Consider the following 24223-nt stretch of genomic DNA (forward strand, 5'->3'; position numbering starts at 1 on the left):
TGTTCCTTAACGTATGCATTGACTGACCGGTGAATGGTCGCGTGTTCAACGAGTACGAAAAGAAACCGTTGACGCCATCAGGCGAAACTCAGCATTCCTTGACGATTTGTGACGCCTTTGAACAATCGCAGGTCAAATGTGGTGAGATTTGAGTGCGGCGAAATGGCATCGCCTGGCGTCGGCAGGCGCGGCCCTGGCGGCCGCGCGCGTCACTTTCCGCCTTCCAGTTCGGGCATCGGCGCGAACAATGCGTCGATGTCGTCGTCGGAGAATTTGGCGGCGCCGGCGGCGTCTTCGGAGAGAATGCTGTCCGCGAGCCCGGCCTTCTCTTCCTGCAGTTCCACAATCTTTTCCTCGATGCTGCCCGCCGCGATCAGCTTGTAGACAAACACCGGCTTGTCCTGACCGAGGCGATGCGCGCGGTCGGTGGCCTGGTTCTCGGCGGCCGGATTCCACCACGGATCGTAGTGAATCACGGTGTCGGCGGCGGTCAGGTTCAGGCCCACGCCGCCCGCTTTCAGGCTGATGAGGAACAACGGCACCTCGCCCTGCTGGAAGCGTTGCACAGGCGTGATCCGGTCCGTCGTATCGCCGGTCAGAATCACGTACGGGATCGCGGCTTCATCGAGCGCTTGGGCGATCAGCGACAACATGCCTGTGAACTGCGAGAACAGCAGCACGCGGCGTCCTTCTTCTATCAGTTCGGGCAGCATGGAAAGCAGCAGATCGAGCTTGGCCGAACGCGTGATTCGGGCGGCCTTCTCCGGCTTGTCGGAAGCTCGCGCGGGCTTGCCTTGCGAGTCCTCGTGAGCTTCGCCGCCAGCGTCGGCGCCTCGCAGCGTGCGCACGAGGCGCGGATCGCAACACACCTGTCGCAACTTGAGCAGCGCATCAAGCACGATGATGTGACTGCGCGCGAGGCCCTGCGCGCTCACCGCGGCGCGTACCCGCTCCTGCATCGCCGTGCGCACGGTTTCATACAGATCGCGCTGCGCGCCTTCCAGATCGACGGAACACACAATCGTCGTCTTGGCCGGCAGCTCTTTCGCGACTTCGTCCTTGCGACGCCGCAGCATGAATGGCCGGATGCGGCGTGCGAGCAACGAGCGGCGCACCCCGTCGTTATTCTTTTCGATCGGGTTGCGCCAGCGGCGGGTGAAGTCCTTCTGCGTACCGAGAAAGCCCGGCAGCAGAAAGTCGAACTGCGACCACAGTTCGCCGAGGTGATTCTCGAGCGGCGTGCCGGTCAGACACAAGCGGTGGCGCGCGGTCAAACCGCGGATCGCCTGTGCGGCCTTCGTCGTGGCGTTCTTCACGTACTGCGCTTCGTCGAGAATGAGCAGGTGGTACTCGTGTCCGGCCAGCACCTTCTGATCGCGCCACAACAACGCGTAGGTGGTCAGGATCAGTTCGTGTTCGCCGATCTGCTCGAAGCGCTCCTTGCGCTGTGGGCCGTTGAGCACCAGCACCTTCAGCTCGGGCGCGAAGCGCCGCGCCTCCTCGCGCCAGTTGTGCACGAGCGTGGTCGGCACGACGATCAGCGCGGGCTTGTCGAGCCGCCCCGCCTCCCGCTCGGCGAGAATATGCGCGAGCGTCTGCACGGTCTTGCCGAGGCCCATGTCGTCGGCGAGCACGCCGGCGAGACCCTGTTCGCGCAGATACTGCATCCAGTTCAAACCCTGCTGCTGATACCCGCGCAATTCCGCGCGCAGGGCCGCGGGCACCGGCACGTCCCGCAGGCGCGGACCGGCTTGCAGGCGCTCAGCGAGCTGGCGGATCGAATCGTCGCCGCGAAACTGCCAGCGCCCGGTGTCGTTCAGCGCCTCGAGACGGCCCGCGTCGACGGACGGCACGCGCAGCGGCGCGCCTTCGGCCAGCGCCCCGCCGAGCGAGTCGAACAGGTCGACGAGCACGCGCACCACCGGCTTCAGCCGATCCGCGCGCAGCCGCAGACGCTTGTTCTCCTCGGTTTTCAGCTCGATCGGCTCGTCGTCGGGAATCGCGTCCAGCGCGCCGCCAAGCCAGCGCCGGTCGCGGCGAAACAGATCGGCGAGCAGCGGTTCGAGCCGCACATTGCGCTCGCCGATGCGGATGCCCATTTCCAGATCGAACCAGCCGTCGCCCGCCTGATGGGCAGTGCCGTCGATCGCATCGATTTCGATGACGTTGTAGCGGAACTCCGGCGCCATCGTCACACGCCAGCCCTTGCTGACGAGATCCGGCACGGCCTCGTTGACGAACACGGACCACGCCTCGGCATCGGGCAAACCGAGCATCGTATCGGGCAACAGACGCGACGCGAACACGCGGCTCGTCGGCACTTTCTGCAGCCCGGTCTTGCGCAGTTCGAGCAGGCGCTTTTTCTCGACCTCGTAGCGGCGGCGAATATGAATGACTTCGCCGCCCGGCACCGGCACAAGCGTCACGCTGCTGTCCACGTTGATGCTGACGCCGTCGTAGTCGAAGCTCACGCCGGCCAGCTCCACCGCCTGCCCCTTCGCCGCCCTGGCTGCCGTGGCCACAGAAGGCAGCGCGTGGCTGTTGAGCGTGAGCACAGGCACGGGTTCCACGTCGATCACGCGGATCGCCGACGCTTCGTTGGTGGGCGGCAACGGCAAGTCCGGCGCGACCTCGCGCAGCACCGACGCGACGAGCGGCGCTTCGGCGAGCGAGATGGGCGGCATGGCCAGATAATCGGGCAATTGCTGGAACGGCAGCGACGAACGCACGATGCCCGCCTCTCTCGCCGCGCCATCTACGTACCAGACGGGCTCGGTCGGCAGCACCATGGTGGCGCGCGGCTCAGTGCATAGAACGGGACGCAGCCGCTGGTCGGCGAGCGGCTCCCATTCGATGCGCCCGGGCCGGTCGGCGGCACGCACGAGCGGCGTTGGCGCATCGTCATGAGGCGCGACCGTGAAGTCGAAAAAGAGGCGCCCGGTGGCGATCAGCTTTTGCAGCATCTCCGCGCCGCTCGTGCCGCGCAGGATGAATTGCCCGAAGTCTTCGCGCGCACGGCCAAGCCACAGCCCGCGCAGAATGGACAGATCTTCGTCGGACACGAACCTCGGTTGCTTGAGCAGCGCCGACTCGACATTGCCCCACGTCTCGCCGACTTCGACGATCTTGCCGTCGGCGTCGCAGCGCGCGCGGTACAGCACGACCTCGTGACGCATGTGGAAGTCGGACCAGTTGAGCCGGTAAGCGAGCGTCTCGGTGCGCGCGGCCGTCGCCTTCTGGGCGGCAGCGTCGGCGGCCTCCGCGCGGGCGCGAAAGCGCTCCAGCCAACTGACGAGTTCGGGGCGCACGCCCTGCTGCGGGCCGAAGCGCTCCGTCATGGGCGGTCTTGCCACCATGGGGGCGCTGTCGTCGCGCTCAGCGTCGTCCATGCGAACGATGTGGTCCATCTCGTCGTGATACTCGAGTTCGGCGAGCAGCAGCGCGGCCACATGCTTGCAATTGCGGCCGACGGGACAGCTGCAGTCGCTCTGCGCCCAAGGCGTGCCGCCGTCCGTACGAAAGCGCACGCGTGTCCTGTAGGGCTGCGGCTGGCTGCCCTGCACGTCGCCCGTCAGCGTGGCTCCATGCCACTGCACGTTGCTGACGGGGCCGACCGCGCGCGCCTTGGCCACGGTGTTGTCACCGAGCCAGTCTGCAATCCGTTCCCGATCGAAGAAAACTGACGACATCAGCGGGCATCCCCTTTCAAGCCGGCGAAGGCAAGCGACACACGGGGATCGGTCCGGCGGACGGCGCGCTGTCCACCGCCTAGGTTCGCCCCGAGGCATCGTTCGCCAGTGATAACCGGTCATTTTACGCGTTGACGGGATTCGGCTGTGTGAGGTGGCGCTCGTGGGGCGGCGCGGTTTGAGGGGGCGGCGCGGTTTGATGAGGGCGCGGTTTGCAGTTTGAGTTTGGGTTTGCGCAGGCGCACCGCCCACGGCGCGCCTGCTTTCCAGTATGCTCAGTTCATCTTGTCAGCCGACGCGCTTTCGCTTGCCATGCGGCTCGCAGCCGCCTCGGCGGCCAGCGCCTGCTTATGCTGCTCGACCTGATGCGCGAACACAGGGCTGACATCCGGATACGACGCGTCGGTCACGTAATCAAGGCCGTTCTGTTGCGCCTCGATCAGTTCCTGGTAGACCTCGGCGCGAGTCTTCCCTTGCGCAAAAACATTCGACGATGCAGCCAGGACGGCGACAGACAATGCGGCCAAAGCGAACTTCTTCATGATGGACTCCAGTGAGTGATGTGCGGGTTTGCATCAGGGAGAACCACGCTTTTCCGGCTTTTATTCCTGTGCGAGGCTCATGCGAAAAACATTTCCGGACCACGGAATAAAGCGCCCTGCGAGGGCGTTCGCTCGCCTTCGCGCAGTGCGTCGATTGCATGGTGAAACGCGGTGAAAGCGTTCGGTGCGCGCCGTCGAGCGAGCGGAATAAGCGGGCCCGCGACCGTGTTTGCACCTCATAGCCGGATTCCGACCGGAGAGCTTTCATCATGAAACCAACCGACGCCCCCGCCGATTCGCCGCTTTCCGAAGCCGACATTCAGGCCTACGCCGACGGCACGTTGTCGCCGGCACGCGCCGCGTTCTTGCGCGACTACCTGATTCGCGATCCGGCCGAAGCCCGCCGCGTGGCCTTTTACGGCAAGCTCAACGAGCAGATTCAGCGTTCCTTTCAGACCGCCGACGAACCCGCCGCTGTCGCCCTGAACGGCGGGCGCAACGCGCCGAGCCGCCGGGGCAAGGCCGTGGCGAAGCCGCGCTTGCGCAAGACATGGCGGGCGCTGCTTGTGCTCGTCATTGCGTGCTTTGCGCTGGCCGGCTGGCTAGCGGCCATGCAGGTCACGCAGCAGGCGCTCAACAATGCCGCTGTGATGGTGCTGGCCGAAACCGCCGCCGCGCCTTTTCCCGCCGCAACGCCGACTCGCAGGGAGCCGTCGGCGCCCGACCTGGAGGCGATCGGGTTGCGGCTCGTCGATGAGCGCGTGCTGTCGCTGGGCCTTTTGCAGCGCGCGACCGGATTCGTCTATCTGAACGCCGACAACCAGCCTGTGGTCGTGCTGTCGGCGCTCGCCCTGCTCGCGCCGGCGCAGCCGCAATGGTCCGCGCGCCGCATCGGCGACGTGCGCCTGCTGACATGGACCGCCCAGCGCCAGCGCTTCGTGGTGGCCGGCAACGCGCGCACGCACGGCCTGATGCGCGCCGCCGACGTCATGACGATGCAATGACGCGCGCCAGCCACGCATGGGCGCGGCGTGCCGTGCCGCACGCGTGGAATAGAATCCGCTCGAGCGTGTTTGCACTAGCAACGCGAGCGACGCTTTTGACAGAGCGCCGCCGCTTCCTGCTCACGAGAGGCCCCATGACCGGGATGAAGAATGGATGTTCGTGACGAGTTAATGGAGCACGTGCCGCGTCTGCGGCGCTACGCGCGGGCGCTGATCAACAATCGCGACCTCGCGGACGATCTGGTGCAGGACACGCTGGAACGCGCGCTCGGCCGCACCGGCATGTTCGTGCCCGGCACCGATTTGCGCGCGTGGCTGTTTACGATCATGCACAACGTGTTCGCCAATCAGGCGCGCAAGGCATCCTCGCGCGCGGTCCATGTGGCGGTCGACGACGAAAGCGTCCACGAAAGCGAATTCGCCGTGCCGGCGCAACAGGCGCGCTCGCTGGAAATGCGCGATCTGGACTACGCATTGCAGCGTCTGCCGCTGGAGCAGCGCGAAGTCGTGCTGCTGGTCGGACTCGAGGAAATGAGCTACGCCGACGTCGCGCTCGCGCTGAACGTACCCATCGGCACGGTCATGTCGCGGCTTTCGCGCGGGCGCGAACGGCTGCGGGCATTGATGGCGGGCAGCCAGCCCGGTGCGAAACTACAGGTAGTGCGATGAGCGACCAACATATGCCGATCACTGAAGAAGAGCTGCACGCTTATGTGGATGGCACGCTGTCCGAGGAACGGCGCGCCGAAGTCGAGCGCGCGCTCGAGCAGAGTCCCGAGCTGGCAGCGCGCATCAGCGATTATTTCTCGCTGAACAGCCTGTTCCATGAGCGCTACGACCGCGTGTTGAACGAACCGGTGCCGAGGCGCTTGCAGCCGGCCGCTCCGCGCCGCTCGCGCATTGCCGCCAACTGGCCGCAATTCGCGGGCATGGCGGCGGCGCTGGTGCTGGGCATCGGCATCGGATTCGGCACGCACATGGGGCAGGACGCAATGGCGCCAGTGGCCGGTTCGGCAAATACACGCCCGGTCAGCGCGGACAGCTCGGAAGTGTTCGCGCGTCAGGCCGCGGTTGCACATGTGGTGTATATGCCGGCCGTCGACCGGCCCACCGACATGAGCGTCGATCACGAGCAGGATTTCGTGCAGTGGCTCGCGAACCGCCTCGGCACCAACGTGCATCCGCCGATGCTGTCGAAGCAAGGCTTCGCCCTCTCAGGCGGACGCCTGCTGCCGGGTCCGGACGGCCAGACGGCTCAATTCATGTATCGCGGGCCGAATGGCGAACGCGTGACGCTGTGCATCTCACGCCGTCAGGTGAATGCAAACACCACGGCGTTCAAGCTGTATCAGGACGGACCCGTCAATGTGTTCTATTGGGTCGACGGCGATTTCGGTTATGCGGTGTCAGGCGGTATCGACCGCAAGCAGTTGCTGCAGCTCTCGCATGACGTGTACGCGCAACTGACCGGCGCGGCGCCGCCGGGTTGACGTCCACCATGAGTCGGGCGCGTCAGCGCGCGCCCGACTTCATCAGTTCGCGCGGCGTCATGCCGAGGAGCCGCCCCATCCAATGCGCCATGTGGCTCTGGTGCGCGAAACCGGCGTCGAGCGCGACCTGGCTCGCGGAGAGCCGGCCTTGCAGCAATAGCGTGCGCGCCCGTTCGACGCGCCGCTGCACCACGTACTGATGCACCGGCATGCCGAGCGTCGCGCGAAACAGCACCTTGAAATGCGGCACGCTCAGGTCGGCAAGCACGGCCAGTTCGCTCAGCGTGAGGCGGCGGTCGAGATGCGCTTCGATGAACTCGGTCACGCGTGCCGCCGTTCGGGGAGCGAGCGTGCGCCGCTTGTCGTCGAGCGACGGTGCGCCGCCTATCAGACGCACGACCATTGCCGTGCACAGGCTCTCCGCATAGAGCGGATCGGACGCGTCATCTGCCTCCAGCTCTGCGCGCAATGCCCACGCAAGGTGCTGAAAGCGCGGATCGCGCAGCTGAAATTGCGGGCGAATCTGCGCGTCGCCTGTCTTCAATGCCAGTTGTTCCACCGTCCTGCAGGCGAACTCCTCGCCGATCCACACGCTGAAAATGGTGCAGGCGGATTCGTCGCTCCATTGTCCGTCGAGGCCTGCGGGTATCACATCAGCGTCGCCGTGCGCCTGAATGCGCGAGTGCGGTTTCTCGTTGCAGAAACAGCGCGCTCTGACCGGGCTACCCACGTGCACGCCCACGCGATGATGCTTGAACGCCGGTATCCGGTGCAAGCCAGCCGACACATTGACGAGCTCGGCGCCGAAGCCTCGCCAGCCGAGCGTTTTGCTGGAGCGCAAAGCGATGCGGGAGCCGCTGTGCGCGGGTGGGATTTGCGTGCGGATCGGTGTGACGGCGGGTGTGACGGCGCTCATGGTTGCCCTCGCGGATGGCGGTCGGTCTGCGCGCATTGTGCCGCGTTTTCGGCGGCTGCGCTTCGGGTGCTTCGGGTGCTTCGGGTGCTTCGGGTGCTTCGGGCTCCGTGCCCTCCGTTGACTCTGTGCCCGCTGCGCGGTCGCTCGCGCCCGGCTCGCGTTTTGCGTCCGGCAGAAAACAGCGGCAGCGCGAGCGCGATCATCCGAATCTGCTCATCCGCATCTTCGCGTGTGCGTTTTGCGCAGCGCGCATCTCTATGATCGGGCCATGACGATTCGACAAGGAGCCTCACGTGTTCGTGATTTTTGGAGCAGCCGGCAATGTGGGCAAAGTAAGCGCAGCCGAAGTGCGGCGCGCCGGCCACGAAGTGCGTGCCGTGGTTCGCAGTGCCGCGCAGGCCGCGCCGCTTGCGGAGATGGGCTGCGATGTAGCGATCGCCGATCTGCATGATCGCGCGGCCATGACCCGCGCTCTCGACGGCGCGCACGCAGTGCAGATACTGTGTCCGGTGCCGCGCGCTCACGACGACCCGGCGCGCGAGATGCGCGGCATGATCGACGCGAGCGTCGACGCGTTGCGCGCGAACCTGCCGCAACATGTGCTCGCGCTGTCGGATTACGGCGCTGAGCATGCGAGCGGCACCGGCATCACCACGCTATTCCACTATCTGGAGACGCGGCTCCGCACGCTGGACACCCGCCTGACATTTCTTCGTGCAGCCGAGCATATGCACAACTGGGCGCGTGTGTTGCCGGTTGTTTTGTCCAAAGGTGTATTGCCCAGTCTGCATCATCCGCTCGAGAAGCGCTTCCCTACTGTTGCGGCGCAGGACGTCGGCGCATTGGCGGCTCATTTGCTGATGGACGAGAAGTTGCCACTGCATTCGCCGCGTATGGTGAGCATTGAAAGCGAAAAACGGGTGAGCGTCATCGACGTCGCGCGCACCATCGGCGAATTGACGGGCCGTGAGGTCACGGCGCACGCGGTGCCGCGCGAACAGTGGGCCGCCATGCTCGAAGGGGCCGGTCTCGGCGACGGGCACGCGCGCCTCATCATCGATCTGTACGACGCGCATAACGCCGGCCGCATCGACGTGGAAGCGGGCGTGAGCGAACGGCGTTCTGGTCCGACGACACTGGTGCAGGCGTTAGCGATGATTGTGCCGCGCGGCGTGCGCGGCGCAAGCGTAGCAAGTGGCCCAGGCAGCAGCGCCTGAATGAGGAGAATGGTGATGTCGAGCAGTGTTCTACGGTACCAGGCGAAGCAGAAGCGTGTGCACGTCAGCAGCGTGCTGGCGATCGCGCTGACTCTGGCGGGATGGTTCGGCTGGCGCGCGCTTCGCGATCTGCTTGGCGCGATTCCCGACAGCAATGAGGACTTCGGTTTGTTTTAGCCACAGCGGTTCGCCGTGACGGCCATCGGCTGCGTGCATCACTGCCCTTCCTGTCGCGACATCGACAAACGCCGCATCGATCAGGACGAGCGCGCCCGCGCACTGTCGATCAATTCCTGAGTGAGCCAGGCGAGGCGCGTGCGCCGTGTTCCTGAACGCTGAATTCGCAAGGGCTTGCTTTCGTGAAACTTTCCCTCAAGTGCCGAGCCTGGAGGCCGATATAAGGGCAAGCCCTCGAGCCCTCGATGGGGCAAAACGCACAACGAAACATGAAAGTCTCGACCAAACTGATTTCACTGGTAGGTGCGGCGCTCGCCGGCGTCGTCTGCATCGGCGCGATTGCGCTGACGCAACTCGACCATGCGTTGATCGACAGCCGCAAGGCGCAGATCACCGAGATGCTGAATAAAGCCGAACATCTGGTGCAGTATTACCAGTCGCTCGAAGCGAGCGGCAAGCTGAGCCGCGCCGACGCGCAGGCCGCCGCGAAGACCGCGATCGGGCAACTCAACGCTAATTCAAAGAGCTATTACTTCATCAGGACCGTCGAGGGCATCAACCTGGTGCATCCGAACCCGAGTCTGATCGGCACGATGGCGACCGGTAACCGGACCCGACAGGGCGATATGAACGACACGCAAGCATATGCCAAGGGCCTTGCAGACGCGCATATCGCACTGGTTGATGTAATGATCAAGCGCACGCTGAACGGCCCGCTAGAAGCGAAATTGCAGGGCGTCGTCGCGATTCCGCAATGGCAGTGGTGGATGGGCACAGGCTTCTTCTACGACGACATCGACGCGGTGTTCTGGCGGCTCGCGCGTACGCTGCTCGCGGTGGCGGCTGTGATCTCCGCGGCGGTCTTTGCGATGGCGTTCGTGATGGCGCGCAGCATCCGCCGGACGCTCGGTGGCGAACCAGCGCAGGCGAGCGCGGTCGCCGCTCAGATCGCGTCGGGCAATCTCGCTACCGAGATCATGCTCGCACCCGGCGATCGGTCGAGCCTGATGCATGCACTGAACGAAATGCGGCTCAAGCTGCGTGAACTGGTGCGCGGGATTCAGCAATCGAGCGAATCGATCGCCACCGGCAGCGGCGAGATCGCGCAAGGCAACACCGACCTGTCGCAACGCACCGAAGAGCAAGCCGCGTCGCTGCAGGAAACGGCGGCAAGCATGGAGCAGCTCACCGCGACCGTCAAACAGAACGCCGAGAACGCACGTCAGGCGAGCCAACTCGCGGTACTTGCTTCGGATGCGACCGAGCGCGGCGGCGAAGCGGTGGATCAGGTGATCGGGACGATGCAGGGCATCGCCGACGAGTCGAACAAGATCGGTCAGATCATCAGCGTGATCGAGGGGATCGCGTTTCAGACCAACATCCTCGCGCTGAACGCAGCGGTCGAAGCGGCGCGCGCCGGTGAAGAAGGCCGCGGCTTCGCGGTGGTCGCCGGTGAAGTGCGCTCGCTCGCGCAGCGCAGCGCGACGGCGGCGAAGGACATCAAGGAACTGATCAGCTCGTCGGTATCGCGCGTCGACGGCGGCACCGCGCAGGTGGCAACGGCCGGCGAGCGGATGCGCGAAATCGTGCAGTCGATCCGGCGCGTCAGCGACATCATGGGCGAGATCGCGGCGGCATCGATCGAGCAGAGCACCGGCATCGAGCAGGTGAACCGCGCGGTCTCGCAGATGGATGAAGTCACCCAGCAAAATGCAGCGCTCGTCGAGCAAGCCGCAGCCGCGGCCGCGTCGCTCGACGAACAGGCGGCGCACCTGCGCGAGACAGTGGCCGTGTTCCGGCTCGAAGCCGCGCATTGAAAGCGGCCGGCGCAGTCAGCATCTTTCCTCGCTGATCGGCGGGCCGCTTTCGACCTGGCTGCTGCGACTGGATGGCGTGCCTGGGGTGGCGGGTTGGCGCTGGATGTTCATCATCGAAGAACTGCCTGCGTGCGTAGTCGGCTTTCTCGTCCTCAGAATGCTCGCGGACCGGCCCGCAGATGCGAAATGGCTGTTGCCGGCAGAACGCGAAGCCCTGCAAGGCGCGTTTGATCGCGAAGGTTCAACGGGCCGGAAAAAAAACCACTTTCGTGCCGCGCTCAAGGATGTACGCGTGTACATTCTCGCGACGATCTCGCCTTGCCTGAACGGCAGGTGGCGCCGGAGTGACAGGCTTGACGTCAACACCGCCGTACGGGCAGTATTAGCCGGTATCTTCACTCATGCCGGCCGGTACACCCTTCAGTTGCCAGCTGACCGTCGACCCTGTCGTTGAATTTCACGAGCGGGTATGAAGGCAGCAAGTGGCCGGCCCTATGAGAAGATTTCCGATAGCGGCCGGCGCGCCGTGGTCCGATGCACGCACCGCGCCCCACAACCTGAGCCACAAGCAGGAGGACGTTCATGGGCAGGCATGCCAGATCGCCAATGGGCCGGAGGACGGTGCGACAGTGGCTGATCGCCACGATACTGGCCGTGTCATGCTGCCTGTGCGGGAGCGCGTTCGCGCAAGCGGCCGACAACGCCGCGAGCCTGCGCGACAAATACCAGAGTTTGACGCCGCAGCTTGCGCGCAATCAGTTCCACCGACCGCTGTACCTTGAATCGCACGAGTTGCCCTCGGCACTCAAAGGCGACATCTACGGTGTGCTCAACTATCCGTTCGCAGCGGTCAACGGCACGCTCAATGACCCGACTCAGGGCCCGGCAAACTGGTGTGACGTACTCATCCTGCACCTGAACACCAAGTACTGTCATGCATCGACGAGCAACGGCGGTACGGTCCTCGCAGTAAACATCGGCAAGAAAACCGAGGAATCGCTTTCCTCCTCCTACCGCGTCCAATTCAACTATCGGCCGGCAGTGAGCAGCGCGGACTATCTTCGCGTGGAGCTCTCCGCTGCCGAGGGTCCGCTGAGCACGAAAGACTACCGTATCGTGCTGGAGGCGATTCCCGTGGGCGACAGCCGCACCTTTATCCATCTGACCTACGCCTACGGTTACGGAATGGCCGGACGGCTCGCAATGAAGAGCTACCTGGCGACGATCGGTAGCGACAAGGTTGGCTTTTCCTCAGCGCCCGATCCATCGACGGGCAAAACGCATTACATCGGCGGTGTGCGCGGCCTGGTGGAACGCAATACGATGCGCTACTACCTCGCCATCGACGCGTATCTGGGTTCGCTTTCCAGCCCGCCCAACGCTCGCCTCGAAAAACGTCTTACCGACTGGTTCGACGCAACGGAGCAGTATCCGCGGCAATTGCACGAGGTCACCCGCGCTGATTACATAGAAATGAAGCACGACGAGTATCAACGTCAGCAGATCGCCCAATAGACGGCGCGGCAGTCGTGCATCACTGAAGCGGAAGCGCCGTTAGACATTTCAGATGACAGGCGCCTGGAAAATAATCTGTTCGTGGTCCGTACCAATTTGTCTCTCAGGAAACCTGCCGGTAGTACAGGTTCTGCGGGTGCCGGGCCTCCGCGAAAAAGAACCAGCGTTCCGCGACTAGCCCCACATACTGTACTGCACAAGCGGCACACAACAGCCACACTGAAGCGGCGAACGAAGACGTGACGCCACTCAACGCAAGCAGCACGAACGGCACCGCGAAAGCGGCGACAAGGAACGCCCACTTGACGTGCCGCAGCGTTGCCTGCGTCTGTCCGTGAAAAAATTCCCGCAGGTTGAATGCGCCTGCCGTGAAGCCCCTCGACTTCTGCTCGAGCTTCGCAGACTTGATGCCGGTCGCGCTTTGCACCGTCGATTTCGGCCGCAACCGTGCATTGCGCGCCAGCGACGCGACACGCGTCACACACCCGCAAAGCGTCAGCACGCACGCACAAACCGCGAGCGCGGCCACCAACGAAGGCGCGAGCCACGCCGCGCACGTGGCAGCCAGCGTAAAACCCGATGCGCAGCCGAGCAGCACGAAGTTCACCATTGTGAGCGGCGTAGCCCATTCCTGCAGAAAGCGCAGACACGCGTAAATCATCGCGGTGCACACGTACAGCGCGACGCTCGCAAGCACGCCCAATGCTCCGATTGCCAGCGACCACGGCGACCCGAACCAATGCGCGATGCCGTACGCAAACGCGCAGGCAAGGAACGCGGGAAGCGCCAGACATTCGCGCGAAAGCCAGGACGTGCGCCACATCGCAATCGCGCGCCAGGCGCGCTCTGGATGCCCCAGATGAAAGAACGACGCCAAGAGGCCCAGCCCGCCAAGGACAACAGCCACCGCTGCACCCAGCACAAAGAACATTCGTGGCGACCCCGAATTTGCCGCAACCAGCCCGAGGCGCCCGAACAGTTCCACACCGAACAGCGCGATCAACAAGCCCTGCGCTGCGCCACTCAGCGTGGTCAGAAACACGACCGAAAATGCAGGCTTCATGCTTGCCTCCGCAGACCGAGAATATTGAAGACGCGTCCCACCATCCCCGGCGCTGAATGCCGCTCGTCAGCATAGGCTGGTTCCCGTTCCCGGTTATCTTCCGGTGCGGTGTCGAGGGTCGCCGTGGCGCGCATCGCGTCGTCAGGCCGCTGGCTCAGTTCCAGCAAGGACACAGTTTCTGCACTGCCACCCTTGCACGAACAGGACTCGCCGCCGCAAGAGCCGGTCTTCTGACGCGGCAAATAGTGATTGGCCGGCTTCGTGTCCCACTCAGGCATCAGTTGATATCCGCCGCGCTCGCGAATCGCCTGCGACACTTCGGAGTCAGGATCATGAATATCGCCGAAGAGCCGCGCGGAGGTCGGGCAGGCCAGCACGCAGGCAGGCTTGCGGTCACGTTCGGGCAGCGCTTCGTTATGGATGCGGTCCGCGCACAGCGTGCACTTGGTCATTTCCTTGCGCTCTTCGTCGAGCTCGCGGGCACCGTACGGACATGCCCACGCGCAGTATTTACAGCCAATGCATTTGTCGAAATCGACGAGCACGAGGCCGTCTTCCTTGCGCTTGAAGCTCGCGCCCGTCGGACATACCGGCACGCACGGCGGATCTTCGCAGTGCAGACACGATTTCGGAAAGTGAATAGTGTCGGTGAGCGGAAACTCGCCGGCCTCGAAAGTCTGCACGCGGTTGAAGAACGTGCCTGATGGATCGGCGTCATAAGGACGAACGTCGGCGAGACTGCCTGCCTCGCCGGACGTATTCCACTCCTTGCAGCTGGTCACGCACGCATGGCATCCCACGCAGACGTTCAGATCGATAACCAGTGCCATCTGGGTCATGAGATGCTCCTCATCCGTTGCGCTTCAGGGTGCCTCGCAGACGCGCGGCAAACTCGCCGCTTCCGGCGAAATACGTCTGAACGACGCGTTGAATCACGCCGGTCGAGCCGGGCAGCGCCTGCATCGGCGCGAATTGTGGCAACGTGTGATCGGCGTCGGGCTCGGCCGGGTAGATCCGCACCCGCACGTCGTACCAGGCTGCCTGGCCCGTGATGGGATCGGAATTCGAGGTCGATGCCGCGTGTTGCGCGGTGCCAGGCAGTTCGTCCGTAATCAGGTGATTCAGCAGGAAGCCACGTTGCGATTCATTCGCGGCGGGGCCAAGATTCCAGGCGCCCGCCGCCTTGCCGATCGCGTTCCATGTCCATACCGTGCCGGGTTCGACTGCCTCGCTATAGCGGGCCATGCAACGCACTTTGCCCCACTGCGATTCGACGTAAATCCATCCGCCGTCCTCGATCCCGTTCGTGCGGGCCGTCAATGGATTCATGAATAGATAGTTCTCCCCATGAATCTGCCGCAGCCACGCATTCTGTGAATCCCACGAGTGATACATGGCCATGGGCCGCTGCGTGACGGCGGCAAGCGGATAGCGCTCCAGATCGGTGGCCGCGAGTTCGAGCGGTTCGTACCAGAACGGCAGCGGATCGAAGTACCGCTCCACACGTGAGCGCAGGCGGTCGGGTGGCTGCCGTCCCGTGGTTTTGCCCTGCGCCGCGAGGCGGAACTTCTGCATCACGTCCGAGTAAAGCTGAATCAGGATCGGTGTATCGAACTTGCGAAAGCCATGTTCCACGGCCCACTTCAGATAAGGCCCGTTGACACCGCGCATGTACTGCAGCGTCTCCGGCAGCGTGTAATGAAACACGCAATTGTTCTTCGCGTACTGCTCCCACTGATTCGGGTTCGGCTCGCCCACCAGCGCCTTGTCGCCGTCCTTGCCGCGCCAGCCGATCAGGAAGCCCACGCCCGAATCCGGCGCCGTCTGGAAATTGACGATGAAGTCCGGATAGTCGTGGAACTTGCGCGTCCCGTCCTTCGTTGTGAAGGCGGGCAATTTCAAACGGCTGGCCAGTTCGATCAGCACTTCCTGAAACGGCTTGCATTCGCCTGTAGGAGGCACAACGGGGACGCGCACGGAATCCACCGGGCCGTCAAACTCGGAGATTGGCCGGTCGAGCACCGACATCGCGTCATGCCGCTCGAGGTAGGTCGTGTCGGGCAGGATCAGGTCGGCGAACGCGGTCATCTCCGACTGGAACGCATCGCAGACCACCAGAAACGGAATCTTGTAATCGCCGTTCTCGTGCTTATCCGCCAGCATCTTGCGGACTTCCATCGTGTTCATCGACGAATTCCACGCCATGTTGGCCATGAAAATCAGCAAGGTATCGATCGGGTAAGGATCGCCTCGCCACGCGTTGGTGATCACGCTGTGCATCAGGCCGTGCACGGCGAGCGGATATTCCCACGAAAAGGCCTTGTCGATGCGCGCCGGTTCACCCGCGGCGTCGACGAACAGATCCTCGGGCGCGGCAGGCCAGCCGAGCGGCCCTGTGGCCAGCGGCGTATTCGGCTGCACTGCGTCGGAACTGTTTGGTGGTTTGGCTGACGGAGGCACCGCACGCGGATACGGCGCCTTGTGCCGAAAGCCACCAGATGTGTCGATGGTGCCCATCAGCGACATCAGCACTGCAAGTGCGCGGATCGATTGAAAGCCGTTGGAATGCGCCGCGAGGCCGCGCATGGCGTGAAAAGCAATCGGGCTTCCGGAGACTGTATCGTGCGATTGGCCCCATGCATCGGTCCATTGCACCGGCAGCGTGATCTTGTGATCGCGCGCGACTTCCGCCATTTCGCGTGCCAGCCGCCGAATCGTGTCGGCGGGAATGCCGGTGATTTTTGCGGCCCATTCAGGCGTGCAATCGGCCACGCGCTCGCGCAGCAATGCAAACGATGGCGTGACCGGCGTGCCGTCGTCGAGCGTGTAGGTTCCCGACATAGCTGGTACCGCGCCGGGCGTGTGATGCAGCACCGCGCGCTGGGTGTTCAGGTCCCACCACAGGTGATCTTGCGGAAATAGCGGATTGCCTTCGGGCGCGTCGGCGTCGCGTACGAACAGGCCAAAGGTGTCGGCCTCGCCGTTCATGTCGAGCAGTTCGCCAGCATTCGTATAGCGCGAGACGAACTCATGGTCGTAAGCCTCGCTCTCGATCAGTTCGCGGATCAACGCCATGAACAGCGCGCCATCTGTGCCGGCGCGTATCGGCACCCACTCGTCGGCGATCGCGGCGTAGCCGGTGCGGATCGGATTGATCGCAATGAACCGGCCGCCGGCGCGCTTGAACTTGGACAGCGCGATTTTCAGCGGATTCGAATGATGATCTTCAGCTGTACCAATCATGAAGAACAGCTTTGCGTTGTCGAGGTCCGGGCCGCCGAACTCCCAGAACGAACCGCCCATCGTGTAGATCATGCCGGCTGCCATGTTGGCGGAACAGAATCCGCCGTGCGCCGCATAGTTAGGGGTACCGAACTGCTTGGCGAACAGCCCTGTCAACGCCTGCATCTGGTCGCGTCCGGTGAAAAGCGCGAATTTCTTCGGATCGGTGGCGCGCAGATGGGCGAGGCGCTCTTCGAGCACGGCGAATGCGACGTCCCACGACACGGGCTCGAACTGCGCGCTGCCTCGCTCCGCGCCGGCCTTGCGCATCAGCGGTTGTGTCAGGCGCGCCGGCGAATACTGCTTCATGATGCCGGACGAACCCTTCGCGCAGATCACCCCTTGATTCAGCGGATGCTCGGGGTTCCCGTCGATATAGCGCACTTCACCGTCGCGCAGATGCACGCGAATGCCGCACCGGCACGCGCACATGTAACACGTCGTCGTTTTCACCTCGAGCTTTTCATTCTGCGTGCGCGCGTGATGTTGCATGTGTGCCTCCGTCAAAAATCGCCAGCCCCGCGGAGTCGGACTTCGACAATCGCTGACGTCAGCGTACGACCGATGGATACAAAACAAAAATCGCTATTTCGTATCTCACTCATCGCCTCGGCCGATAGTAGTTGTCGCGGCGTGGTGGAACTGCGCTCGCTTGCGCCGGTGCTGCGCAAATCGCGTGTGGTCCGCATCGCTGAGATAATGGCCGCTCTCCCCCCCGTTCTGAAGGAGCCCGAGTGAACAATCCAGCCGCCCTCTCTCCCGGCGACCCAATCCGTCGCGTCGCCTTTCTCGGCCTCGGCGTCATGGGCCATCCGATGGCCGGACATCTGGCGAAAGCCGGCCTCGATGTGACGGTGTACAACCGTACCTGGACGAAAGCAGAGCAATGGGTCTCCGAATACGGCGGACGCGCGGCGCGCACATCCCGCGAAGCCGTCGACGGCGCCGATCTCGTACTCGCGTGCGTCGGAAACGACGACGACCTGCGCAGCGTCACGCTCGGTGACGAGGGCGCATTCGCCGGCATGAGCCAGGGTACTGTATTCGTGGACCACACCACGGCATCGGCCAACGTCGCGCGCGAACTCGCGGAGATCGCCGGCAAGCAGGAGCTGCATTTCATCGACGCCCCGGTTTCCGGCGGCCAGGCCGGCGCGCAGAACGGCACGCTGACTATCATGTGCGGCGGCGACGCCCGCGCTTTCGAGCGCGCCTCGGCAACGCTGGACCACTATGCGGCCGCCGTCACGCTTATTGGCCCTGTGGGCGCGGGGCAACTGGCGAAAATGGTCAACCAGATCTGTATCGCCGGCATGGTGCAGGGCCTGTCCGAAGCCATCAATTTCGGCGAGCGCGCTGGCCTCGACATGCGTCTGGTGCTCGATGTGATCGGCAAGGGCGCGGCCGCCAGCTGGCAGATGGAAAACCGTGGACTCACGATGATCGAAGGCAAGTTCGACTATGGCTTCGCAGTCGACTGGATGCGAAAAGACCTCGGTTTCTGCCTCGACGAAGCGAAACGGAACGGCGCGTCCCTGCCCGTCACCGCCCTTGTCGACCAGTTCTATGGCGACGTGCAGGCATTGGGCGGCACGCGCTACGACACATCCAGCCTCATTTGGCGCCTGCGCAAGCTCAGGCCCGAGGGCTGAGCACTGGCAGGCGTCTTTTCCTACAACTGCCGAACCCGTCCTGCCGGCCTCTCACTTGCGCCAGCGCAACGGACGGCGCAGGTGATGCCGCTCAAGCCGCACTGCGGAGCCCGCGTGGAAAAACGCGGGCATGCCGGCCAGTTCGAGTCCCTCGCGCCGCTCGCGCTCTTCGTCGGCCTCGACCGTCTTGCCCGTATCGATGAAAAGCGCCGCCACGATGCCCACGGCAAGCAGACACGCCGAAAGCGTGAACGGGACGTTGTAGCTGCCGGTCGTCTCAATCAGGTAACCGAATGCGACCGGCGAGACCATGCCCGCCACTCCGAAGCCGGTGTTCATCATCCCGCCCGCAGTACCCGCATATTTGCCGGCGATGTCGAGCGGCAAGGTCCACAACACCGGATTCGTGATCTCGAGGAAAAAGAACGACGCGGAGAGAAACAGCACAGCCATCAGCGGATTCGTCGCGGATATCATCGGCAGCAGAAAAATCAGCGAACCACCCATGCCTGTCACCAGCACAGCGCAACGGGCAAAGCGCAAGCGACCCGTCAGCTTGTAGAGCCGGTCGGACACCACGCCGCCCAGCGTGTCGCCAATCACACCCGCGAGCAGCGGCAGCGCGGTGAAAAGCGCGAGGTGCTTGAGATCGAAGCCGCGCGACTCCTTCAGATACGAAGGCAGCCAGGTCAGGTAAACCCAGAGCAGCCAGCCATAACAGAAGTCCACGAAAGTGACGAGCCACATCCGGCGGATGAGCTTGCGCCACGGCGTAGGCGCATGTTTGGCGCGGTCGCAATCGCCGGCGCGATAGCCGATCTCGGCAGTTTCCTCAGGCGTGATACGCCGGTTCTGCTCCGGGGAGTTCGTGAAGACGCACAGGTACAGCACCGTCCACGCGAGGCTCGCCACGCCGAGCAGGACGAAGGCATCACGCCAGCCGCCCGCCACGACGATCGCGAGCACGAGCGGCGGCGTCACGGCGCCGCCCAGACGCGCAAAACTGTGTGTGATGCCCTGGGCGAAGCCGCGTTCCGCAACCGGCATCCAGTAGGTAAATGCTCGCGTGGCGCTCGGAAACGCACCGCCCTCGCCGACGCCGAGCGCGAACCTCAGCGCGACGAGCGTCATCACACTGCCGGCGAATCCGGTGGCGAGCGTGGCGACGCCCCAGATCAACGACAGAATCGTCAGCACGAGTTTCGGCCCGTACTTGTCCGACAGCCAGCCGCCGACGATCTGCATGAATGCATACGGATAGGCAAATGCGGAAAACACCAGTCCGAGCTGAACCGTCGTCAGCCCCATTTCGTGGCGAATCAGCGGGCCGGCCACGGCAATATTCACCCGGTCGATGTACGAGATGAAGTACATCAGGCACATGACGGCCAGGATGATGTGGCGTGTTTTTACACGCCGCTTCTGCGTTTCCATGCTGTCTCCTGTTTCTCTTATGTGATGCCCATGCCGGACGCGACGCCGTTGACGTGACGGCGTTCACCTGCGGCGCGTCGGCTCGTTTGATCGTTACGGCGGACTGTCTCCGCTCTCGCTGTAATAGCTCCCGTCGTGCCAGCAGGCGCGCCCGCAATCGCGGCCCGCCCGCGTGCACCGAGTAGCAGTCAGGGAGGCACCAGCTTCAGCCGTTGAACCTTGCCGGATGGCCCGCGCGGTAGATCCGCGACGAAGTAGAACGCCTTGGGCGTCTTGTAGCGGCCAAGCTCACGTAGACAGTGCGCCTGCAGATCCGTGACATCGAGCGCGCCCTGCCCCTCGCCAGCGCGCGGCACGACGAAAGCCACGATCTCCTGGCCGTACGCGGTGTCGGGCACGCCGACTGCCGCGGCATCCAGCACGCCAGGGTGCCTGAGCAACGCTTCGTCGATCTCGCGGGGGGCGATGTTCTCGCCGCCCTTGATGATCAGTTCCTTCGCCCGGCCGTTGATGTAGAAGTAGCCGTCCTCATCGCGATAACCCAGATCGCCGGTGCGCAGCCAGCCGTCGTGCGTGAAAGCGGCACGCGTTTCCCCGGGCCGCTTGTAATAACCGGCCATGACCTGCGCGCCGCGCAGCACGAGTTCGCCGCACTCGCGAGGGGCGCACTCGTGTCCGTCCCGTCCAATCACCCTGGCTTCGCTGCCCGAAGGCCGGCCGATACTGCCGATCCTCCGCTGCGCCGCATCATACGGATTACTGAATACCGGTGCGGCCGTTTCGGTCATGCCCATCGTTTCGATGATGCCGATGCCAAAGCGCGCCTCGAACGCACGGTGATGATCGGCCGGCAGGGCCGCCGACGCACTGCGGCAAAACTTCACCGCAGAGAGGTCGAAGGCGCAAGCTTCGTCGTTGTTGAGCAGATAGGCGACGATCGTCGGCACTACGTTGATCCAGGTGCAGCCGTAGCGCGCGACGTCGCACCAGAAGCTGCGTGCGGAGAAACGCGAGGTCATGACCACCGAGCCGCCATGAAAGAGCGGCGCGATCAGCGTCACGACAAGGCCATTGATGTGATACAACGGCAACGCGGCGAGAACACGGTCGTCGGCGCCGAGGCGGTGCTCGGCCGTGATGTTCTGCGCATTGGCAAGCAGGTTTCGCTGCGTCAGCAAGACGCCCTTCGGCGCGCCTGTTGTGCCGGACGTGTACATGAGCAACGCTATGTCGTCGGCTTCCGGCCGTGGCCCGCGCGAACGGATTGCATGCCGCTCGGGCGTGATCGCGCGCGGTGTCGATGGCGGCTGCGCGACGGCCCCTGCCGTTGCCTCCGCGAGAGCCGCTTGGGGTTCCAGCGCCGCCGGCAACTCTTGCGCATCAGGTTCCGTTTGCACTAGCACGATCCTTTCAGCAAGCGCCTGATCGTGCAAACCGGCGAGGGCCCCTGCGATAGCGCCGTGAGTCTCGCGCCCGGCGAAAATCATGCGCGTATCCGAATGCTCGACGATGTAGCGAAGCTGCGAAGGCTGGCACAGCAGGTTGAGCGGATTGGCCACAAGCCCGCTGTACATCGTGGCGAGCAGCAGCCGCGCAGTCTGAATCCCATTGCCCATGAACAGTGAGACGACATCGCCTGGCCGCAGGCCGGCGTCGTGAAAATGGGCTTCGAGCGCGCGGCAGTCGTCGCGCAATTGGCCGAACGTCAGTGTGCTCGCGCGAAGAGCCGTGGCGTCGTTGGCCGCACGGCTTTCCTCGCCTTCGGCAGCCGCCAGCAGAAACGGCTTATCTGGAAACTGCGCCGCACGTGCGTCGATCAGCGCGCGGATCGTCAGAGGCTGATTCATCGACCGTACCTCCTGAAGAAATCACCGAGCAGATTTTCTGTCTCCGGTATGCGCTCTTCGATCGGATAGGCGACGCGCGTGATGTTCAGGTAATGGCGGAAATTAAGGTTCTCCGAGAAATTGTTGCGGCCCCACGTGCCGCAGCCCATAGACAGCGAGAATGGCAAGCCGTTGTCGAAGTTGCCGCCGGTTGCAAAGCAATGCGCCTGATTCACGATCACGCGAGCCACAGGCAAACTGGAACCCAGCAGCACCGCCTGTTCGGGATCGCTTGAATGCAGGCCCACTGAATGTCCCGCGCCCATGTAGGCGTAAATGCGGCGCACGATGTCGGAAGCGGCGTTAAACGTGTCAGCGCGATAAACGGTGAGAACGGGAGCCAGCTTCTCACCGGAGAACGGGTAGTCCGCGCCGGCACCGGTTTCTTCGACCATCAGGAAGGCGGGCTGCCGTGCTGCAATGTCATCCAGGCCCGCCACGCGTGCGATTGCCGCAGCGGATCGTGCGGTGCATTGCCCGGAGAGCTTGCCATCCACCCACATGGCGGCCTGCAGCCGCGCCTTTTGCGCGTCGTTCAGCAGCACGCCGCCGCACGCGGCCAGTTCGCGCAACGTGGGCACGTACACGGCGTCCTCGATAACAATGCTGTTCTCGGACGAACAGCTCGTCGCGTTATCGAAGGTCTTGGAACTCGCGATCTTGTGCGCCGCGTCGCGAAGATCGGCCGACGCCGTCACGATCGAAGCAACGTTCCCCGCCCCGACGCCGAACGCAGGCGTCCCGCTTGCATAGGCCATCCGCACATTCGCCTGCGATCCGGTCGCCACCACGAGATCCGCCTCGCGCATCAATTCTGCCGTGGCTGCCTTGCTGATCGGCGCCGGCAGCATCTGGACGAGGTCCGCGGACAATCCCGCTTTCGCGAACTGCGCATGAATGAATTCGATCAGTAGTGCGCAGGACGAATAGCCCTTTGGAGAAGGGGCAACGATCACGGCGTTGCCGCATTTGAGAGCGTTGATGATCTTGTTGACCGGCGTCGCCGCGGGATTGGTGGATGGTGTGATCGCCGCGACGACACCGACGGCTCGGGCAATCTCGACAATGCCGCTGGCCGCGTCGCGCGCAATCACGCCGGTAGTCTTCTGTCCACGCAGATCGCGCAGCAACCCGAGCGTCTTGCGATAGTTCTTGCGAAACTTGTCGTCCACGTTACCGAGGCCGGTGCTGTGCACCGCCAGTTCGGCAAGCCGCCGGTTCCGCGCCGGCTCCATGATGGCCCACGCGGCGGCATCGGCTGCCGTATCGAGCACGTGCTGTCCCGCGAACTCGAATTCGCGCTGCGCGGCGCGCGCACGCGAGACGAGTGCGCCGACGCTGTGCTCCACTCTGCTGTCCGCGCGTTCGCGCGCTGCATCGGCGTCCATTGCCCTGACGTTCATAAGGTCCACTCCGGATGGAAAGGGTTGGCAGTAGGGACAATCTAGCCAGCGTTGTCTGCTTCGGAGTCCCGTTTTTTTGAACTATCGGGGCGCGACATTCGCGTGAATCGGAAACTGCAAATTTCGGGACTTACCCGAGTCCCGAAAACCGATCATGTCGATGCACAATCGGATCTGAGATACCCCGCGGGGAGGAGACGAGAAGTGCCGACTTCGAATCAATCAAACGCAGCGGCCGTGCGCGCCTTTCGCGTTCTCGAACTGTTGGCGGAAGCAGGCGCTCCGCTTTCCATGACGGAAATCGTGCATGCACTGGAGTTGCCCAAGCAGACGGTGCATCGCATCCTCGTGCAATTGATGGACGCGTGGCTGGTTACGCGCAGCGCGGGCGACCGGCTGTATGAATGCTCGCCGCGCGTGCGCATGCTCGCCGTCAATGTACTGATGCATGCGGGCCCGGCGGCCGCACGCCATGTCCTGCTCGAACAACTGGTGGCGAAAATCGGCGAGACGTGCAACCTGACCATGCTTTCCGGTAACGACGTGGTCTACGTCGACCGGGTGGAAACCGAGTGGCCGCTGCGTATGCACCTTCAACCGGGCTCGCACGTTCCTCTTCATTGCTCGGCAAGCGGCAAACTGCTGCTCAGCTTTCTGCCGAAGGACCGGCGCGAACGGCTCATTGAAACGTTGCCGCTGCGCGCCTATTCGGATCGGACCATTACCGACCGCGAGGCGCTGCGCAAGGAACTGGTGATGACGCGGCGACGCCAGCTCGCGATCAACAACCAGGAGCATCTGCAAGGGCTGATTGCGATCGCAGTACCGGTCATGCTGGACCGCAACCGTGCCTGCGCGGCGATTGCCGTTCAGGCGCCCGTCGGGCGCGTCGTGCTAGACGATCTGCTCGCCTTCGTGCCCGATTTGCGGCACGCTGCAGAGGAAACCGCAAGGACTTTCCGGATGTGATTCTGCTCGACCCGCCGACGCGCCTTCGAGCGTCGCCCGGTGTTTGCGCCGTTCCGGAAAACGGAACGGCCGGTCGGTGCCGGGCAGCACCAGAGGCTGAAAAACCGGCGCACAGCCGGGCGCACAAAGCCGGCTGATACAATGGTGGCGATCCATTTTCCGGAACG

General features: G+C 63.8%; 18 protein-coding genes and 1 pseudogene. 10 read left to right on the forward strand and 9 right to left on the reverse strand.

Annotated features, from left to right (window positions below; translation table 11 throughout):
- Positions 1-209: 209 nt before the first annotated feature.
- The gene (locus A3AC_RS0118210) at positions 210-3689 is read right to left on the reverse strand and encodes a DEAD/DEAH box helicase (protein WP_025600624.1); all 3480 of its coding nucleotides are present in this window, start codon (positions 3687-3689) and stop codon (positions 210-212) included.
- Positions 3690-3964: 275 nt separating this feature from the next.
- On the reverse strand, positions 3965-4231 hold the full coding sequence (locus A3AC_RS0118215) for a DUF4148 domain-containing protein (protein ID WP_025600625.1): 267 nt from the start codon (positions 4229-4231) through the stop codon (positions 3965-3967).
- Between the two features lie 269 nt (positions 4232-4500).
- On the opposite strand from A3AC_RS0118215, the gene A3AC_RS0118220 reads away from it, so the two are divergent.
- From A3AC_RS0118220 to A3AC_RS0118230, 3 genes are all read left to right on the forward strand, one after another.
- Positions 4501-5235: an anti-sigma factor family protein gene (locus A3AC_RS0118220; RefSeq protein WP_025600626.1), complete on the forward strand. Its 735-nt coding sequence runs from the start codon at positions 4501-4503 to the stop codon at positions 5233-5235.
- A 150-nt stretch (positions 5236-5385) separates the two neighbouring features.
- On the forward strand, positions 5386-5904 hold the full coding sequence (locus A3AC_RS0118225) for a sigma-70 family RNA polymerase sigma factor (RefSeq protein WP_025600628.1): 519 nt from the start codon (positions 5386-5388) through the stop codon (positions 5902-5904).
- Positions 5901-6725, forward strand: a complete 825-nt coding sequence (locus A3AC_RS0118230) for an anti-sigma factor family protein (RefSeq protein ID WP_025600629.1) — start codon at positions 5901-5903, stop codon at positions 6723-6725. Before A3AC_RS0118225 ends, A3AC_RS0118230 begins: the two co-directional genes overlap by 4 nt.
- Before the next feature lie 22 nt (positions 6726-6747).
- On the opposite strand, the gene A3AC_RS0118235 is transcribed toward A3AC_RS0118230, so the two are convergent.
- Positions 6748-7641: an AraC family transcriptional regulator gene (locus A3AC_RS0118235; protein ID WP_025600630.1), complete on the reverse strand. Its 894-nt coding sequence runs from the start codon at positions 7639-7641 to the stop codon at positions 6748-6750.
- 293 nt (positions 7642-7934) lie between these two features.
- On the opposite strand from A3AC_RS0118235, the gene A3AC_RS0118245 reads away from it, so the two are divergent.
- The 5 genes and pseudogenes from A3AC_RS0118245 to A3AC_RS0118270 all read left to right on the forward strand — a co-directional run bounded on the left by A3AC_RS0118245 (position 7935) and on the right by A3AC_RS0118270 (position 12367).
- Positions 7935-8858, forward strand: coding sequence for an NmrA family NAD(P)-binding protein (locus tag A3AC_RS0118245; protein ID WP_025600633.1), 924 nt, complete (start codon positions 7935-7937; stop codon positions 8856-8858).
- 15 nt (positions 8859-8873) lie between these two features.
- A complete protein-coding gene (locus A3AC_RS30725) occupies positions 8874-9035 on the forward strand; it encodes a hypothetical protein (protein ID WP_198018009.1) in 162 nt (53 codons plus the stop codon).
- Between the two features lie 269 nt (positions 9036-9304).
- Positions 9305-10852: a methyl-accepting chemotaxis protein gene (locus tag A3AC_RS0118260; RefSeq protein ID WP_025600634.1), complete on the forward strand. Its 1548-nt coding sequence runs from the start codon at positions 9305-9307 to the stop codon at positions 10850-10852.
- A 13-nt stretch (positions 10853-10865) separates the two neighbouring features.
- Positions 10866-11168: pseudogene (locus tag A3AC_RS30100) on the forward strand (MFS transporter); the annotation flags it as partial.
- Between the two features lie 266 nt (positions 11169-11434).
- The gene (locus A3AC_RS0118270) at positions 11435-12367 is read left to right on the forward strand and encodes a hypothetical protein (RefSeq protein ID WP_025600638.1); all 933 of its coding nucleotides are present in this window, start codon (positions 11435-11437) and stop codon (positions 12365-12367) included.
- A gap of 103 nt (positions 12368-12470) precedes the next feature.
- Here A3AC_RS0118270 and A3AC_RS0118275 read toward each other — a convergent pair whose 3' ends face one another.
- The 3 genes from A3AC_RS0118275 to A3AC_RS0118285 are packed head-to-tail and all read right to left on the reverse strand — an operon-like array spanning position 12471 to position 17204.
- Positions 12471-13430, reverse strand: a complete 960-nt coding sequence (locus A3AC_RS0118275; protein WP_025600640.1) for a dimethyl sulfoxide reductase anchor subunit family protein — start codon at positions 13428-13430, stop codon at positions 12471-12473.
- On the reverse strand, positions 13427-14269 hold the full coding sequence (locus tag A3AC_RS29310) for a 4Fe-4S dicluster domain-containing protein (RefSeq protein WP_025600641.1): 843 nt from the start codon (positions 14267-14269) through the stop codon (positions 13427-13429). The genes A3AC_RS0118275 and A3AC_RS29310 overlap by 4 nt, the downstream gene beginning before the upstream one ends.
- A gap of 10 nt (positions 14270-14279) precedes the next feature.
- Positions 14280-17204 (reverse strand): molybdopterin oxidoreductase family protein, encoded by a 2925-nt coding sequence (locus A3AC_RS0118285; RefSeq protein WP_025600642.1) that lies wholly within the window; start codon positions 17202-17204, stop codon positions 14280-14282.
- Positions 17205-17446: 242 nt separating this feature from the next.
- Between A3AC_RS0118285 and A3AC_RS0118295 the strand changes: the two genes are divergently transcribed.
- A complete protein-coding gene (locus A3AC_RS0118295; RefSeq protein WP_025600644.1) occupies positions 17447-18364 on the forward strand; it encodes an NAD(P)-dependent oxidoreductase in 918 nt (305 codons plus the stop codon).
- A 51-nt stretch (positions 18365-18415) separates the two neighbouring features.
- On the opposite strand, the gene A3AC_RS0118300 is transcribed toward A3AC_RS0118295, so the two are convergent.
- The 3 genes from A3AC_RS0118300 to sauS form a co-directional block, all read right to left on the reverse strand.
- Entirely contained in the window at positions 18416-19798 is a 1383-nt protein-coding gene (locus A3AC_RS0118300) for an MFS transporter (RefSeq protein WP_025600645.1), read from the reverse strand.
- Positions 19799-19986: 188 nt separating this feature from the next.
- Positions 19987-21645, reverse strand: coding sequence for an AMP-binding protein (locus A3AC_RS0118305; RefSeq protein WP_025600646.1), 1659 nt, complete (start codon positions 21643-21645; stop codon positions 19987-19989).
- Positions 21642-23072, reverse strand: coding sequence for an acylating sulfoacetaldehyde dehydrogenase (sauS, locus tag A3AC_RS0118310; RefSeq protein ID WP_051361653.1), 1431 nt, complete (start codon positions 23070-23072; stop codon positions 21642-21644). Before sauS ends, A3AC_RS0118305 begins: the two co-directional genes overlap by 4 nt.
- Before the next feature lie 219 nt (positions 23073-23291).
- On the opposite strand from sauS, the gene A3AC_RS0118315 reads away from it, so the two are divergent.
- Entirely contained in the window at positions 23292-24056 is a 765-nt protein-coding gene (locus A3AC_RS0118315; RefSeq protein ID WP_025600649.1) for an IclR family transcriptional regulator, read from the forward strand.
- Positions 24057-24223: the final 167 nt, after the last annotated feature.

Origin of the sequence: Burkholderia sp. WSM2230 (genome assembly GCF_000472445.1) — a bacterium.
GTDB lineage: Bacteria > Pseudomonadota > Gammaproteobacteria > Burkholderiales > Burkholderiaceae > Paraburkholderia.